Origin of the sequence: Streptomyces sp. NPDC091279 (genome assembly GCF_044757465.1) — a bacterium.
Lineage (GTDB): Bacteria > Actinomycetota > Actinomycetes > Streptomycetales > Streptomycetaceae > Streptomyces.
On record NZ_JBIVVA010000021.1, the window covers coordinates 22,756 to 38,626 of the forward strand.

The 15,871-nt window shown below is 67.3% G+C and carries 8 protein-coding genes, 3 tRNA genes and 2 pseudogenes; 5 read left to right on the forward strand and 8 right to left on the reverse strand.

Going from position 1 to position 15,871, the window contains the following annotated elements; genetic code table 11:
* Positions 1-59: 59 nt before the first annotated feature.
* From ACIQOU_RS35335 to ACIQOU_RS35355, 5 genes and pseudogenes are all read right to left on the reverse strand, one after another.
* Positions 60-2,333 carry an N-acetylmuramoyl-L-alanine amidase gene (locus ACIQOU_RS35335; protein WP_401544233.1) on the reverse strand — a complete coding sequence of 758 codons (2,274 nt, stop codon included), beginning with the start codon at positions 2,331-2,333 and terminating at the stop codon, positions 60-62.
* A 471-nt stretch (positions 2,334-2,804) separates the two neighbouring features.
* Positions 2,805-8,888 (reverse strand): DNRLRE domain-containing protein, encoded by a 6,084-nt coding sequence (locus tag ACIQOU_RS35340; RefSeq protein WP_401544236.1) that lies wholly within the window; start codon positions 8,886-8,888, stop codon positions 2,805-2,807.
* Between the two features lie 820 nt (positions 8,889-9,708).
* Positions 9,709-9,834: a hypothetical protein gene (locus ACIQOU_RS35345; protein ID WP_401544238.1), complete on the reverse strand. Its 126-nt coding sequence runs from the start codon at positions 9,832-9,834 to the stop codon at positions 9,709-9,711.
* A gap of 85 nt (positions 9,835-9,919) precedes the next feature.
* A complete protein-coding gene (locus tag ACIQOU_RS35350; RefSeq protein WP_401544240.1) occupies positions 9,920-10,204 on the reverse strand; it encodes a hypothetical protein in 285 nt (94 codons plus the stop codon).
* A 72-nt stretch (positions 10,205-10,276) separates the two neighbouring features.
* Positions 10,277-11,156 (reverse strand): annotated as a pseudogene (locus ACIQOU_RS35355) (IS5 family transposase).
* A gap of 380 nt (positions 11,157-11,536) precedes the next feature.
* Here ACIQOU_RS35355 and ACIQOU_RS35360 point away from each other — a divergent pair.
* The 3 genes and pseudogenes from ACIQOU_RS35360 to ACIQOU_RS35370 form a co-directional block, all read left to right on the forward strand.
* Positions 11,537-11,848, forward strand: a pseudogene (locus tag ACIQOU_RS35360) (hypothetical protein); the annotation flags it as partial.
* Between the two features lie 414 nt (positions 11,849-12,262).
* The gene (locus ACIQOU_RS35365; RefSeq protein WP_401544351.1) at positions 12,263-12,541 is read left to right on the forward strand and encodes a hypothetical protein; all 279 of its coding nucleotides are present in this window, start codon (positions 12,263-12,265) and stop codon (positions 12,539-12,541) included.
* 161 nt (positions 12,542-12,702) lie between these two features.
* Positions 12,703-13,158 (forward strand): hypothetical protein, encoded by a 456-nt coding sequence (locus ACIQOU_RS35370; protein ID WP_401544242.1) that lies wholly within the window; start codon positions 12,703-12,705, stop codon positions 13,156-13,158.
* Positions 13,159-13,309: 151 nt separating this feature from the next.
* Here the strand turns inward: ACIQOU_RS35370 and ACIQOU_RS35375 are convergent.
* From ACIQOU_RS35375 to ACIQOU_RS35385, 3 genes are all read right to left on the reverse strand, one after another.
* A tRNA-Ile gene (locus tag ACIQOU_RS35375) sits at positions 13,310-13,383 on the reverse strand.
* Positions 13,384-13,551: 168 nt separating this feature from the next.
* A tRNA-Asn gene (locus ACIQOU_RS35380) sits at positions 13,552-13,624 on the reverse strand.
* A gap of 5 nt (positions 13,625-13,629) precedes the next feature.
* Positions 13,630-13,702: transfer RNA gene (locus ACIQOU_RS35385), tRNA-Asn, on the reverse strand.
* A 141-nt stretch (positions 13,703-13,843) separates the two neighbouring features.
* Here ACIQOU_RS35385 and ACIQOU_RS35390 point away from each other — a divergent pair.
* On the forward strand, positions 13,844-14,143 hold the full coding sequence (locus tag ACIQOU_RS35390; RefSeq protein ID WP_401544244.1) for a YtxH domain-containing protein: 300 nt from the start codon (positions 13,844-13,846) through the stop codon (positions 14,141-14,143).
* A gap of 148 nt (positions 14,144-14,291) precedes the next feature.
* Positions 14,292-15,740 (forward strand): FGGY family carbohydrate kinase, encoded by a 1,449-nt coding sequence (locus tag ACIQOU_RS35395; RefSeq protein WP_401544247.1) that lies wholly within the window; start codon positions 14,292-14,294, stop codon positions 15,738-15,740.
* Positions 15,741-15,871: the final 131 nt, after the last annotated feature.

A 15,871-nucleotide genomic window follows, 5' to 3' on the forward strand; every position in this document is an offset into this window, starting at 1 on the left:
CCCTCAACGCACGGCGGTTGTGGTCCCGGATCACCGGGACCGCAGCCGCCGTCGCAGTCCTACTTCAGGTAGACGATTCCGTCGGTGGTGACGGCGGGCCGCCCGGCGGTCCCCTTCACCACGATTTTGAGGGTGTGCTTCGCGCTGGTCGTCCAGGTCTTGGTCCAGATCGCGTTGCGGTAGGCGGTGGTGGCGGACTTGAGGTCGACGGTGGTGACCTTCTTGCCGTCGATGTAGATGTCGGCCTGCCCGGAGGTCGCAGCGCGGGAGACGACCCAGGCGACGGAGCGGCCGGTGAAGGTCCAGGTCAGCGAGGCGTTCTTGGCGCTGCTGGAGAGGGACTTGCCGCCGAGGTAACTGGTGGACGACTTCGCCGTCCAGGTCCCGGCCTTCGCGGCGGAGGTCTCCTGAAGGATCACCGGAGTGCCCGCGACCGAGGCGGCGGCGGAGTTGCCGACGGTGTCGTACGCGCGCAGCGACCAGGCCGTTGCGACACCGGACTTCGCGGTGTGCGCGGCGGTGGTGACCGCCGGCCCGTACGTCTTCGCGAGCGGGGCGGTGAGGCGGGCCTCCTTCAGGGAGACGTTGTCGGTGGCCTTCCAGCCGAGGGTCAGCGGGACGGCCGCGGTGGCGACGGTGCCGGTGCGCAGCGCGAGGTTCGGCTTCGTGGTGAACGTCGGTGCCGTGGTCTCGGCGACGACGGTCCGCGCCGCGCTGGTGACGGTCTTCCTGGACTGGTGGACGGCCTTGACCTGGACCTGGTGCGTGCCCGGGGCCAGGGTCAGCTTCGCGGACGTCGCCGTGCCCGAGGCGGTGGCGGCCGTCTTGCCGTCGACGAGGACCTCGTACGACGAGATGAGGGACGTCGGGGTCATGGCGGACCAGGTCACGGTGAGCGGGCCGTTGGTGTACGGGGTGGTGCCGACCACGCTCGTGCCGGTGACCGTGCCCAGCGTGAGGCCGGTGACCGGACCGGCCGCGAGAGCGCGGACGGTGGCGAGCGCGGGGTAGAAGGCGTCACCGGGGCACAGAGTGTTGTAGCCGTCGCGGTGGCCGTGGATCGCGGAGACCGTCATCTGCTCACCGGGACCCCAGCTCTTGCCGGCGAGGTTCTGGCCGCTGACGGCGGTGGTGAGGGTGACGTTCGAGTCGGGATCGACGCCGTACTGGCCCAGCTTCCACGCGGCGAGGCGGGCGACCGAGGTCATCGCCTCAGTAGAGGGTGCGGCGTCCATATAGGTGCCGATGACCGCGATTCCGGTGGTCTGCGAGTTGAAGCCGTACGCGTGCGCGCCGACGACCGGGAGTCCGACGCCGCCCTTGCGACCCTCGTAGATCGTCCCGCACTTGTCGACGAGGAAGTTGTAGCCGATGTCCTTCCAGCCCAGCGTCCTCACATCGTACGTGTAGATCGCGTTGATCATCGAGGGGGCTTCGGCGCAGGTGTAGTCGTTGACCGAGGCCGTGTGGTGGACGACGGTCGCCCTGACCTTCCCCGCGATGTACGACGGCTCCTCCGGGCTGATCGATTCGTCCGCGCCCCACCCCGAGCGGGCGGTGATCGGCGGCTGGGGAACCGTGGACGACAGAGGCGTGGGCGTGGTCCCCGAGGGAGACGGCGACGCCGAATCGGACGGGAACTCGCTGGATGTGGCGCTCTCGGAGACCGAGGGCGACGCCGGAACGGACTCCGACTCCGAGGGCGACGGCTCGGTGGTGCCGGGATCAGTCGGCGACGGTTCCGCCGTCGTGCCGTCGGTCGCATCCGACGACGGGGACTCGGAGGCCGCCGGCGGCTCCGGCCCGTCCATACGGAACGCCGCGGGCTCGATGTCGTTCCCTGTACCCGTGCGCTTCCCGCCGGAGGCGACCATGTCCAGGCGCAGCCCCTCGGGCAGCGCCGACGTCACCTTCCCGTCGATCCGCGCCTCGACCCCGTCGGACAGCCCGACCCACGCCGGCTCGGTACCGCCCCGGGATGCGTTCTGCTCACCTGTCCCCGGGTCACTGTCCAGGGTCAGCCACCCCGACCACTTCCCTGACGCGACGGCCCGGGTCCGCACCTCCACCTTGCCCGCCAACCTGGAGAAAGGTTTCTCCCAGGTGACTCCGACCAGGCTGAACGGCTCGACATCCTGCCGGGCGAAGGACGCGGACTTCCCGTCGCCGCCGACCTTCAACGCTGCCGACCGCACCTGATCGCGGACAGGCGCAGCCTTGCCCTCAGTCTTCTTGTCACCGTCGGAGCCCCCACCGACTGCCTGTACCACCAACGTCCCGCACACGGCCGCCGCAACGACCGCGCCCGTCCCCCACCAACGATGTGCTCTCATACCGGACCGCACGCCCCCTGCCCTGCATCCCAGGGCCTCCATCACTCCCCCGCTCACGTAAGGGAGTTGTAAGGAAAAAGCCAAGATCGAGCCAACTGTATCTGAGGTGATCGCGTCACTTGATAAGTGGACCGTGTGGGCTTGCATACTTTCCGTCACATCGGATCGAGTCGCCCGATGCCGATGACGGGTTCCAGTCATGACCGGCAGCAAATTTTTCGGGAGGGTCCAGCAAAGGTCGATCGAACGCGAGAGTCCGGTCGCCGATCCTCGGCGGCCGGACTCTTTTGCGTGTTTTACCTACTTCTTCCTGACCTTGGCCAGCGATCTACCCGCACCGGCCAGCGCCAGGACTATGCCTGTTGCGGTCAACACGATGGGAAAGCCGCCGTGGGTGTAAGCGAGTGAAGCCGCCATCACCCCAGCTATGAGCAGGAAAAGAATTGCACCCGCTATCTCACGTTCACGCACTCACTTGCACCCTTGCTTCTTCTTGCTGTACTGGCCCGGGATCAGGCCAGGGAAGGCAATAGGCCACTTCAGCTGCACGCAGCGTCCGTAGTCGTACGCCTGCTTGGCGTGCCAGGCAATGGTCGCGGCGTTGAGGGCAACCCACTTGACCACGATGGAGCCGACTCCGAGAACTGCAAGCCCTCCGGCTATAACGGCGGGCGCCTCGGCAGCGGACTTCATCTTCTTCGTTTCCCGCTTGTTGAAGTAGATGGTTCCGCTGACAATGCCCCATGTGACCCGGTACATGCCGTTCAGGTCATACATGTTGACCGGATCGGCCGGATAAATATAACCGTTGTCATTGCCCCCCGGAACAGGGTCGATGGACAGGAATCGCCCGGTTTCGGGGTTGTAGAGGCGAACGCCCATCAGCACGGCTCCCGAGGGGGTCTCCGCAGAGCGTTGCTTGTTCCCGAGCCAGCCGTAACGGGTCTTCGTCGTCTTGGGATTGCCGTACTCGTCGGCGTCAAGGACAACGGGCGCCTGGGACTGGTCCAGTGGCAGGGTCAGCGCGGTGTCGCCATGGCGGTTGGTGACTTGAAGGACAACGCCGCCGTCCTTGCCCGTCACCGCTGCCAGATTGCCGCTGGCCGATTGCACGTTCCGGCTGATCGCCCCTGTCGTGGTGTTGTCCACGATCCACCGAGGGCTGTCACAGGAGCAGCTGTAGTGGTTGACGGCAGTGATGGTAGCGGTCCAGCTGCCGGAGACATTCCGCTCGGACGTCCAGTTGCGGAAGCGGAGCGACGAGTCCAGACCCCAGGTCTGCCGTTCAGTTCCCGTCGTCTGCTGACGCACCAGGTCGTTGGCGTAGTAGGACATGCTGCTGCCGGGAAGAGCAGTGGTCCGGCCGAAAGCGTCGTAGGTGTAACCGGATGCGATCAGCCGGTCGGCGCTGTCGTAGGAGTAGGACGTGTTCGTGGCTCCGTCAGAAGAGCACTCTGCGCCTGGAACAACTGTGGCGGTCGTCAGCGAGCTCCTGTTCGAACGCTGGTCGAGGCCGTAAACGCGACGGGTGCAGGTGTTTGCCGTGGTGTCGTCCACGCCGGTGAGACGGCCGGTGTCGTCGTAGCTGTACCGGTGCTCGGACCAGCTGGAGTTGCCGCTGATCTGTCCGTGCACAGTCTCAGTGTTCGTGTCGGAGTAGACGACGGCACTGTCGCTGTTGCGGGTGTAGATGCGATCGATGACGGAACCGGCACTGTTGGACTTCTGCGTCACGGTGTAGCCGCCGGGCAGGCCCTCCTTCGCGACGGTTCCGTTCTCGTCGTAGGAGGCGGTGAACGCACCCGCGACGGAGTCGGTGATTTTTGTGGCGAGACCCCGAGGTTCGGCGGCGTCATCGTAGGTGTAGGTCACCGAGGACGGGACGTTGTCCTTGACCTGGACCGGCCGGTCCAGGTAGTCGTACGTCGTGGTGGTCGTACCTCCGTCGGCATCCGTGTAGGAGATGACCCGACCGAGCTTGTCGTACGAGGCGACGATAGTGCCTCCCGTGGAGGAAGCGGTCTTCACCAGCTGCCCCGTCGTGGAGTCGTAAGTGGTTGTGACCTCCGGAACTGCGGTTCCTACGCCACCGGTCACGGTGGTCACCGTGGGCCGGCCGGCCGCGTCGAACTGGTAGGAGGTCGTGCGGGTCGAACCGTTGGCCGTGTCGGTCTTCTTCGCGACCTGGCCGAGGTACCCGTACTCGCTCGTCGAACCAGGCAACTCGGACGGCTGGCTTCCGCCTCCCGTGATCGTTCCACCGGGGCCGGACCAGCATTCGAGACCAGCCCACTCCGGACGGCCCTTGCACTGGCCACTGCCGTCAGCCGCCCAGTACCTAGTGGTGCGCGTGGCGGCCTCAGACCCAGTACCGCCGGGCGGGACCACGCTGGTGATGCGTCCTTGAGCGTCGTAGCCGTACTTCGTGGTCAGGTCAAGGCCGCCCGAATCCTTGGTCTCGGCCCTGGGCATGCCCTTGACCCAGTCGTATTGGGTTTCGACACGCCGCTCGTCACCGGCCGCCACAGAATGATCACGAACGAGGGCACCGACAACTGCGGAGGTCACCTGGTTCTTGATACCTGCGGTGCCGTCCGTAGGACGGCCCTTGTCGTACTCGAAGACCGTCCACTGGCGGGCGGGTACCGAAGTGCCCGCGGAGACCAGGGTGGTGGTCCCGTTCTTAAGGTCCTTCGCCAGATCGATGCGACGGATCGGCCCGAAGGTTTCCAACTGTCGCTGACCCTGGGAATCGAAGGCCGCCTCGTTGGAGAGCATCCGGGCTCGTTCCCCAGACGCAAGGCCGTCGATACCCAGGGTGGCCAGTTCCGTGCGCTGAGCCGCGGTCGTGCCCAGGGCGAGCGCGCGGTTGCTCGCGGTGAGACTTCGGATGACGTTGCCGAAGCGGTCGTAGTCGGTGCTGTTGATGTGGGCGCCCGGTGCCGCGGTGTTGACGAGACGGCCAGAGGCGTCCAGGTACTGCACGGCGGCACGACGGTAGTCGGCAGCCGCCAGGGTTGAACCGGAATGTGACGACGGGACGGAATCAGCCGGAAGGATCGCGGTGGCGTCGGTGGGCTGGCTCTCCTGCCCCCAGCCGGATACGTCGGAGGCACCCATGGCGTACGGAGCTCGCGTGCCGGTCAGCGGCACACCGTAGACCACGGAGGTGACAGCCTGTCCGTCCGTCTCGGAGGCGCTGCCTTCCTTGAGCCTCGGCCGGGAGACCTTCAGAAGCATCCCTTCACCGGAAGCGGAGCCTGCGCTGGGGTTGCCGTAGGTGAACGTGTACGGCAGTTGTCCCGCCGGTTCGTAACTGACGATCCGGCCCGCGTCGTAGGAGTACTGGACCTGGGCCTGACGGCCTACTCGCGGATTCCAGGACTGCCGGAGGCTGCCGTTGTCGTCGTAGCGGTAACCCGCTACTGCGGTAGAGGTGGCAGCAGTCGCTCCGGGCGCGGTCGCCCAGAGACGGATCTCCTTGACCTGGCCTTCGAAGTCACCGAATTCCGCGTCGGTGCCGGTCCCCGTGGCCGTGGTCGAAGTCGCGTAGATGAACTCCAGCGTCCGGCATCCCCGAGTCGCCGGAGTCGTCCGGCAGGTAGCTGTCGAGACCGCTTCGTTGGGCGCGACCAGCAGCTTCGGGCGAGCCAGTACCTTGCCTGACACCGTGACGGTGTCGGAGACGACCGTGGAGGTGGAGTCCGCAGTACCGCTCTTCTCGATCGTGCTCGTCTGCCAGGTGGTGGCTGTCGCCGTAGGCTTTGCGAAGGTGGTCTTGGTGCCCTCGGTGTCGACGAGGGTGAAGGTCCCGGAGAACGCACCGGTCAGGGTGAGGTCTTCGAAGCCCGGAGCCGGAATCCAGCCGGTCCGGTCGGAGTTGGCGGTGAAGCTGATCGCCGTTCCGTCGTCCTGGACCACGTCGAGCGCGGTGTCGGACACCTTTCGGATGTTGCTGAAGCTGACTTGCAGCGCCTCCGCGACCGTGCCGGAGACCCATTCCTTACCGAAGATCGGGAACTGCCCTGCTTGCGTGCTGCCGGCGTTCGGCTTACGCGAGGAGGCGGTACGAGACACCGTCAGCCCGAAGAAGGAAGCATCGGTGGTGTTCAGCGTGAAATCGCCTGTCAGAAGGTTCACAGAGCCCGGCCCGACGTTCTCGGTGCTGGCTCCGTCCGCATTGCGGTCCACCACGGCGATCAGCGGTTCCGTACTCCCCGACGCGTTGTTCGGGCCGGTGAAGTCAGCCTTGATCTGAATGGCGCCATCGGGGTTGACGGTGTCCGTGGCATTCCACGTCAACGCGGCGTTCTTGCCGTTGGCCAGCCCGACGGGCCACGCCGTGAGCGCGGTACCGCCGACGCTGACGTCTGCTACGGGAATCGCAGTCCAGCTGTCAGCCTCGGAACGCCTCCAGAGGAAGGATGCCTTGTCGTACTTCCCCGCCTCGACCTCTACCTGGAGAGCCAGACGTCGGGCCGTGCGAGCACCGTCGAGCGGCTGGAGGAAGCCACCTGGTCCGGCGTGGAAGGTGTACTGCGTGGCCTCGGACTTGTTGTCCGCCTTGTCCGCGGACCGCACCGACAGGGAGTGGGTGCCGTTCTTCGGCGGGGTGACGTTGATGGTCTTGTTCGTGCCTGCTCCACCGGTCTCCACCTTGTTCCAGGTGACGCCGTCCAGTGACCACTCCAGCCATTGGTGGTCCATGCCGGACGGAGGTGTGATGGTGAACGTGCCGGCCTGGCCCTCGCCCTTGACCCACTTGTCGCTCGGGTAGTCCGTCGAGACGATCTTCGACGGGGCCGATGGCGCGGTGGTGTCGACGGTGAACGTCTTCCATGCCGACCAGGCGAGGTTGAAGTCCGCCCCGTCGTACGGCGAGGTACGGAACTTGTAGGTCTTGCCGTTGGTCAGCAGACCCGACGGCACCTTCACCGACGCGGGGGAACCGGACGCCGTGAACTCGGAGGTGAGGATCTCACCGACCTGAGAACCGGTGGCGGAGTCAGCAATCTGGAACGTGCCGATCACGGAGTCGCCGTTGACGTCGACGAAGGTGTCCCGCAGCGTCGGCGTCACGGTGTTGACCGTGTAGTCACCCCCGTAGGAGAAGAACGGCGGGCCGGCCTCACGGTTCGTGCCTGTCTTCGGGCGGAAGTTGTACGTCACCGTCAGCTTCGGCGGGTTGGCCGCCGCGTTCGCAGAGTTGACCTGCTTCCACTGGGTCGTGGAAGCCGACGGGGCGCGCAGGCCCATGTGGGAGCGGGTGTTCTTCGCCGACGCCCAGACCTGGACCAGGCTGGTGACGTCCGCGTTGATCCAGCCGTCGCCGCCGCAGTTGTCACGACCCGCGGTCTCCGTGGAGGAGGCATACTGCTCCACCCACTCCGGCTGGTTGGACCACCGCGACGCGGTCGATGCCGCACCCGTCGCCCATACCGTCCATTCCGCCGGCGCGCAGTCGGCGTTGCCGGAGTGGAAGTTGTACAGGCTGAGCTTCGCATTCTTCACCAAGGAGTCCCGTACGGGAGTGGTGTCCCAGGTGATGAAGGAGCGTGCGGAGCGCGGCGTACCGTCGGCGTTGAGCGTGCCGGGGTTGCCGAGGTCCAGTTCGGTGTCGTTGGACCAGTCGACCGTCTCGCCCTGCTGGACGTAGGTGTCGAAGACGTTGGCCAGTGCGGAGGTGGACGGGTCGACGGTGACGGGGTACTTGGTCTTCGCGTCCGTGAGGAACTTCGCGTCCGGAGTGACTACCAGGTCGACCGAGGAGGAGCCCTTCTTCACCACCTTCATTGCCACCGGCACCCGGCGCGTGTGCTCACCGGAGACCGGATCGACTGTCGCATCCCACATGACTGGCGCGGGCATGACAGCCTGTTTCTTGTTCTTCTTGTCGGTGAACTGCACACTGCCGCCCGGCAGTTGCTTCACCGACAGCCCCTCAGCCTGGAGAGGCAGAGTGTAGGAGAAACCTTTCTTCTCCTGCGGTTGCTGCTTGATCTCGACGTACTGCTCGAAGCCGGTACGCGTCGCCTCGACGACCACATCAGCGCCCGGCACGGCGTTGACGTACTCCGCCCGGGTCCCGTCCAGCTTCGGCGCGGGCAGCCCGCCCTTCCACTGGAGGGTGATCCGCTGGTACCCCTCGCCCAGCGTCACCAGGTCGACGGCCTTCGACTCCTGCGCTGCCTCCAGTGACTTCGCCGGCGTACCCGTCTTGCCGGCCAGCATCAGGCCGGCGGGGTGTGCGACCGGTTCAACACCGCTTCCGGACACCCGCAGGTTCACATCGACGTCGACCCACGCGCCGTCGCGCTCGAAACGGACCGGTCCTGCCGACAGTTCAGTCGTGAGACTGCCGTCCTTGTTGACCCAGGTCGTCGATGTTTCCGTGCGCTCCGACAGAGCCTCCACCCGCTTGCCTGACAGGCGGGCCGCCACCGTCGCCGACGCGATGTCCGCGGCCTGGGTGACAGTCGGCTTCTTGGGGGCATCGACCGCCCCAGGTGAAGCGGCGATCGCCGCGCTCGCGCCGTCGACAAGGCTGATGGCCATAGCCAGAGCGAGCCCGCCGGCGACATACCGGAGCCGCCGGTCTTGCCAGGGTCTTCTGTGTTGACTTTTTGGAGATGTGCGAGCTGTTGCCACTGTTCTCCCCCCTCGACATTCAGTGGATCACTTATGTGATCTTCAAGTGAAGGTATCGCGCTAGTAAAGGGGAGGAAGGAGGCGGTAATGGACAAATAAGGTCACGTGCGAGGTAAACATTCAGTGGCGTATGTCATGGTGGAGCTTTTGGCGCATACCGTTGATTGCGCACAGTTCGCAACTGGTCCACGTTTCGTCACTCTCCGAATCCGGCCGGGGAGGCGAGGTGCACTTCTGCTGCGTGCCGCCTTGTTGAAGGCGGCTCAGCCAGTGCCGGTGTTCCGCCGTTGGCGATCGAGGGGATGCCGCCGCTGGTTCCAGCATTGGTCAGGAGAAATTTCCGCGCCTGGTGGGTGAGAGGAAGCGCAGGGCACCTCTTATTCACTCGTCCGCTTCTCCCTCTTCATGTGAGACCGCTTGGTTCGAGGGACCTTCCTCCTCAGTGGGAATGCGGCCCTTCCACCGCGTGAATCCTGATCGGGTTTGCTGGTCAGTTTTCGGAGGGTTGTCCGGTTTCAGGTGGGGGTGGGTGTCGGATGGCCGGTCCGGTGACGGGGTCTCCGTGGTCCTTCGGGTCGTGGGTGGGCAGTCGGTCCGACGGGTCAGGTGCGCAGGCGGAGACCGACGGCCGTCCACAAGTGCTCCAGTGCCTCCAGCCAGGGCCATCGGTTCGGGAAGTGCCAGGTCAGGGTGCGTGCACCCGTGGCAAGGCGGGCGGGGACGGCACTCAGGTGGCGGCGGACGGTGCCGGGCGGGCTCTGGCGTGGAAGGCGGAGGCCAGGGTGCCGAGCGCGCGGGTGAGATTGTGGGCGAGGGCGGCGAGGGTAAGCCATGCGGCGTTCGCGGTGAACAACTCGCCCTGTCCCTAGGGGATACGGGTCTGGCCGAGGCGTCTGACGCGGCGGACTAGGCACTGTCCGGCGGATCATGCTTCAGGGTCAAGGATCGATCCGGAGGTCGTAGAGGTAGGAGCGATCGCCTTTGAAGCTGCGCCAGACGGTGGCCGGGAGTTCGGGTTCGTCAGCGTGGCTATTGAGGGGATGGGCGGTGACGAGGCCGTCAGCGATCTCGCAGTGCCAGCCGTCGGTCGGCGACCAGACACACCGCACGTTCCCGTCCGTTCGGCGGTAGGCAGGACGGCCATTGTGCTCGCCGTCGCGTTCGAAGTGGTAACGGAGCCCGTCTATGTGGCGCACGAAGGTGAAGGATGAAAGTGCCGTCATACCTTCGGCATTGTATGAGCAACGCTGCTGGCGGCTAAGCAGTTCTGGGCGTAACCAGATGCAGGGCGCATCTCACGGGCGGAGCCAGAGCCGGATTGCGGCGACGGTGAGGGTGCCCTGGAAGACGTAGACCCTCTTGTCGTAGCGGGTGGCGACAGCCCGGGAGTTCTTGAGCCGATTGATCATTCGCTCGGCCTCGTTGCGGCGCTTGCAGATCTCGCTGTTGAAGCCGGCGGGCCGACCGCCACTGCTTCCGCGTCTTGTGCGATTGGCCCGCTGCTCCTTCGGTTCGGGGATGGTGTGTTTGATCTGGCGTCTTCGCAGGTAACGGCGGTTGCGGCGTGAGCTGTATGCCTTGTCACCGCCGAGGTGGTCCGGCCGGGTGCGCGGCCGTCCGCCCTGCGGTCGGGGAACGGCGACGCGTTCGAGGACCTCAATCATCTGCGGCGCGTCGCCCCACTGGCCCGGCGTGAGCAGGAAGGCCATGGGCCGGCATCCGCCCTCACCGGCGAGGTGGATCTTGCAGGTCAAACCGCCCCGGGACCGTCCGAGTCCTTCGCCGGGGCGGTGGTGCCGGGGCGTCCTCCTTTTTTGGGACGCGCGGCTTCTCCTTCCGGGCTCCGGCCGCATGCTGATGAGCATGGCATGACGTCGAATCGACGCTGACCATGCTCCAGTCGACCCGGCCCGTGAGGTCGGCGTCCGCCTGGACAGCACGCAGAATCCGGTCCCATGTGCCGTCCGCCGACCAACGCCGGTGCCGCTCGCAGACGGTCTTCCAGGTGCCGAAACGCTCCGGAAGATCCCGCCATGGTACGCCCGTTCACACCCGGAACAAGATCCCGTTGATCACCCTGCGGTGATCGCTCCCTCGGCCACCACGCCGCCCCGACGCCGGCAAGTGCGGCTCCAACCGGCCCCACTCGGTATTCGTCAGATCACCCCGCCCCATGCCGGGAACAACGAGCCACCAATCCGACAGTCACATGATCCGCCGGACAGTGCCTAGGAGCCGGACTGTGGCGTAGTACTTCTTCGACTTGCCGGTGAAGGCGGTGTATTAAGGTCTCGGCGACCTCGGCGTCGGAGACCCACCGCTGCTCGTCCTCGTCGAAGACCGCGTCCGTGTACTTGATCGCCTTCGATGCGGTGTCGTCGATGGCGGCGATGCGCTCACGGATCTTCTTGCCCTGGGCGATCGTGAAGGAGAAGCGCACCCCCAGGCGGCGGCAGGCGGTCACGGTCTTGTGCGAGCAGAACGCGGAGTCGCCGCGCGATGATCTGGCCCGTCGCGCCCATGGCGCGGACCGTGTTCACGGCCTCGGCGATCAGATGGGCGGCGCCCTTGGCGGAGCCGGCCGAGACCTTGCGCAGCCGCGAGGCCACGATGACCGGCGGAGCGATCGGGGTGGAGGCGGTCACGATCTGGAAGTGCAGCCCGCGCTGCCGGGTGTAGCCGAAGGCGGCACCCTGCTCGGCGTAGCCGTGGACCTGCACGCCCGGTTCCCCGCCGGGGACCGTGACAGGCTCAGCGCCTCGATCACCGCCGGCCTCGGACGCACCGGGCCACGCCCCGAGCGCCGGATCGTGGTCGCGACCCAGGTCGTCGAGCAATCCCTCGACCTGGATGCCGACATCGTGATCAGCGACCTGGCGCCGCCGGCCCTGCTCCTCCAGTGGGCGGGCCGTTGCTGGCGGCACGAGACGTGGTGGGCGGCCGCCTTCGCCCACACGCTCACGCACCTCCGGCCTGGGCGAAACAGGCCCGGCTCGTCGTACTCGACCCGCTGGCCGAAGGCGGGACCGTGCCGGTGCAGTGAGGTGAGGTGTACGCGCCGTCCCCACTGTCCGCGACCTCCGAGGTCCCGGATCGGCAGGGCGGTACACCGATCGCCGTTCCCGAAGACGTCCAGCCCCTGGTCGAGGAGGTCACAGGGACCCCGCGGACCGGTTCGACTGGAACGACCCGGCCAGGTCCGCCGCCTACACCGCCTACCGCGGCAAGGAACTCGCCGAACGCAGCGTCGGCGACATCATGGTCACCCCCACGCGGGCAGCGTGGCCGGGCTGCACAACCTCCTTCACCTCAGTGGGGCCGAGGACGGGCTCACGGCCGCTGACGTCCGGGCCGTGATGGCACGGACCAGCCCGGTCAACGCCACCTGGTTCAAAGGGGAGTTGGAACACCATCGAGTCCCCGACGCGTGGGCCGAGCATCCGCTCCTCGGGGACCTGGTGACGCTGCGGCAGCCCCCGGCCGACGGACAGGCTCAGGCCGTGCACGTCGGCGGCACGATCCTGTACCTGTACCCGGAACTCGGACTCGTGCGCACCTGACGGCACGGTCACCGGACCAACCACTTCTTCGTCCCACATCGAGACGCACGGGTCCGCCTCGACGACGAGGGACCTGTCCCTGCTCGCAGGCCACGACATCAAGGTGGTCCAGGAGAAGTTGGGGCTCCTCGCGCCAGATCACCTCCGACACCTACACCAGCGTGCTCCCCGAGATGATGCGGGCCGAGGCCGAGTCGGTCATGGCCGTCGTTCCCCGCGACATCCCCTTCGAGGTGCGCACCCCACTGGAACTCCCCGGCACCATCTGGCAGGACGGCCCACTGTCCTCTTCGCCCACGGCGCACGACAGCCCGACGACACCTGGGCCGTCGGCACACACCCCCGGCCGGACATCGACCTCCTGGGCACGGTCACGCTCGTCGGCCGGGGCCAGGAGGACGCCGCCAACACAGCCGTGCGACCTGGAGTTGGTCCGGGTCGAGAACTTCAACGACCTCTATACAGAGCAACAGCGGTCGGACTTCTCGTTCACGCGATTCACCGTCAGCCGTGCGGAGAACCCGGGCCCGGACGGCTGGGAGCTGCCAACAGGCCTGCCAACCAGGGCGGCCGAGCCCGCCCGCACGGTCCCCGACAGGCGCTGGAAGGCCACCTGACGACCCCTGCGTCCCCTGATCCGTCCCCGTGTCCACTGCGTGTCCACTGGATCTTGGTCTCAACAGCTGAACGGGCGTCAGCACGTTCGAGTGATGGCACTCGTCCCGACGTTTCCGCAGGTGGAAACGGTTCTGCTGGAGGAAACAAGGGTGGGGCGGGTGGGACTCGAACCCACGGCCGACGGATTATGAGTCCGCTGCTCTAACCGGCTGAGCTACCGCCCCATAGCGGCGTGTCGCGTACACGTGTGCGCGCCGTCTGCCGCAGCATAGCCGCTCATACGATCTCCTGCCTCGTACGGTCGACTTCGCATGCCCTTGAGGACTCCGCCGTGACCTGCGCGGTTCCCCGGCACATGAAAAAGGACCCCATCGGGGCCCTCGTTCAGCATGCTCCCCCGACTGGACTCGAACCAGTAACCTGCCGGTTAACAGCCGGCTGCTCTGCCAATTGAGCTACAGGGGACCGAGCTCCCCCGACTGGACTCGAACCAGTAACCTGCCGGTTAACAGCCGGCTGCTCTGCCAATTGAGCTACAGGGGAATGCCTCGTTTGCTTCGAACGTAGCCCCCTGGGTATTCGCCGGGAAGCGGTCGTTCGCTGCGACACATACATTAGCGCAAGCAGGGGGGTGCTCCGCCAATCGGTTCTCCCCGGCACCGACACGAGGGAAGGGCAGCCACCATGCGGTACAAGCTCACGTTCGTCTCCGGCCTGGCGTTGGGCTACGTGCTGGGCAGTCGTGCCGGGCGCGAGCGGTACGAGCAGTTGAAGAAGTCGGCGCGGCAGGTCGCGCAGAACCCGGCGGTCCGCAACACCGCGGAGTCGGCGGCGCTCCAGGGCCGTCAGTTCGCCGGGAAGGCGTGCCACGCGCTGAGCGAGAAGGTCGGCGACCGGCTGCCCGACTCGGTCGCCCAGCGGGTCCGCTCGCTGCGCGGCACGAACACCGCGACCGGGGACGACTGGGGCACCAGCAACACGTGACATCAGTTGTTCACACCCCGCGTCCCGCTGTCCTGGGGGCGCGGGGGCCGTCGCGACCAGCCACAACGCGCCCGCGCACGCTCCGCCGCCGGTGCCTGAGCACCGTTCGTGGCCCGAGCAGGCGTGGCGGTACGGCAGAATTTTGGACATGGGGATAGTCGCCGGGCTGGACAGTTCACCGGATTTCACGCGCATCGTCGTCTGCGACACGGACACCGGTGCCGTACTCAGGCAGGGCTATGCGCCGCATCCGGTCGAGGGCGCCGAGGGGCGGCCCTCCGACCTCGACCCGCAGGCCTGGCTGCTGTCCCTCGGTGAGGCCGCCGGGGGCGGGCTCCTTGAGGGCGTGCAGGCGATCGGGGTGTCGGCGCAGCAGAACGCGCTCGTGCCGTTGGACGCGCAGGGCAACACCGTGCGCCCGGCGATGGTCGGCGGTGACAAGCGGGCGCAGGTCGCGGCGGCCGATCTGATCGACGCGATCGGCGGCCGCGAGGCGTGGGCGCAGGCCGTGGGGAGTGTGCCGCAGGCCGCGCATCCGGTGACGAAGCTGCGCTGGCTGGCGAAGAGCGAACCGGACGCGGCCCAGCGCACCGCCGTTCTGTTGCAGGCGCACGACTGGCTGGTGTGGCAGCTGCTGGGGCGTCCGGCGCGCCGGACGACGGACCGGGGCGGTGCGTCGGGGACCGGCTACTGGTCGGCGGCGACCGGCGCCTACCGGCCCGATCTGGTGGAGCTGGCACTCGGTCACCAGGCGCTGCTGCCCGACGTGATCGGTCCAGCCGAGGCGGCGGGAACGACGCCGGAGGGGCTGTTGATCTCGGCGGGCACCGGCGAGACCATGGCCGCCGCGTTCGGGCTCGGGATCGGGCTCGGGGACGCGGTGGTGTCGCTCGGCGCCTCCGGGTCCGTGATGGCCGTGCACCCCGAGGCGCTGGTCGACCAGAGCGGGATGATCACGTCCCTGGCCGACGCGACCGGCATGCATCTGCCCGTCGTCACCACTCTGAACGCCGTGCGGACCCTGCGCGGGGCCGCGGAGTTGCTCGGGGTCGGGGATCTGGAGGGGCTCTCCGAGCTGGCGATGAAGTCGACGCCGGGGTCGCACGGGCTGGTGATGCTGCCCTACCTGGAGGGTGAGCGGACGCCGAATCTGCCGCACACCGCGGGCACGCTGGCCGGGCTGCGCCGGGAGTCGATGCGGCCCGAGCATCTGGCGCGGGCGGCGTTCGAGGGGATGCTGTGCGGGCTCGGCGACGCGCTGGACGTGCTGCGCGGCCGGGGTGTCGACGTGCGGCGGATCTTCCTGCTGGGGGCGGCGGCCGAACTGCCCGCCGTGCAGGCGGCGGCGCCGGCGCTCTTCGGCGTCCAGGTCGTCGTACCGCAGCCCGCGGACTACGCGGCGATCGGGGCCGCCCGGCAGGCCGCGTGGGCGCTCGGGACGTCGCAGGGGACGCTGGACGCCCACAATCCGCCGGCCTGGCAGGGGGCTGCGGCCCAGGTGCTTGAGCCCGGTGACGAGCTGGCCGTCGGGCAGGCGGTGCGGCAGCAGTACGTGTCGGTGCGGGAGCAGACGCATCCCGGGGCGTTCCGGGGCTGACCCCCATGGAAGGGCATGTTCCGCCCATAAGGTCGTATGAAGAAGCGCCGTCGGCTTAATCGGTTGGGGTAACGCGGGGGGAGTGCCCGACGATAGGAGCCTCGGGCACCAAAGCCCGTCCTGCCGACGAC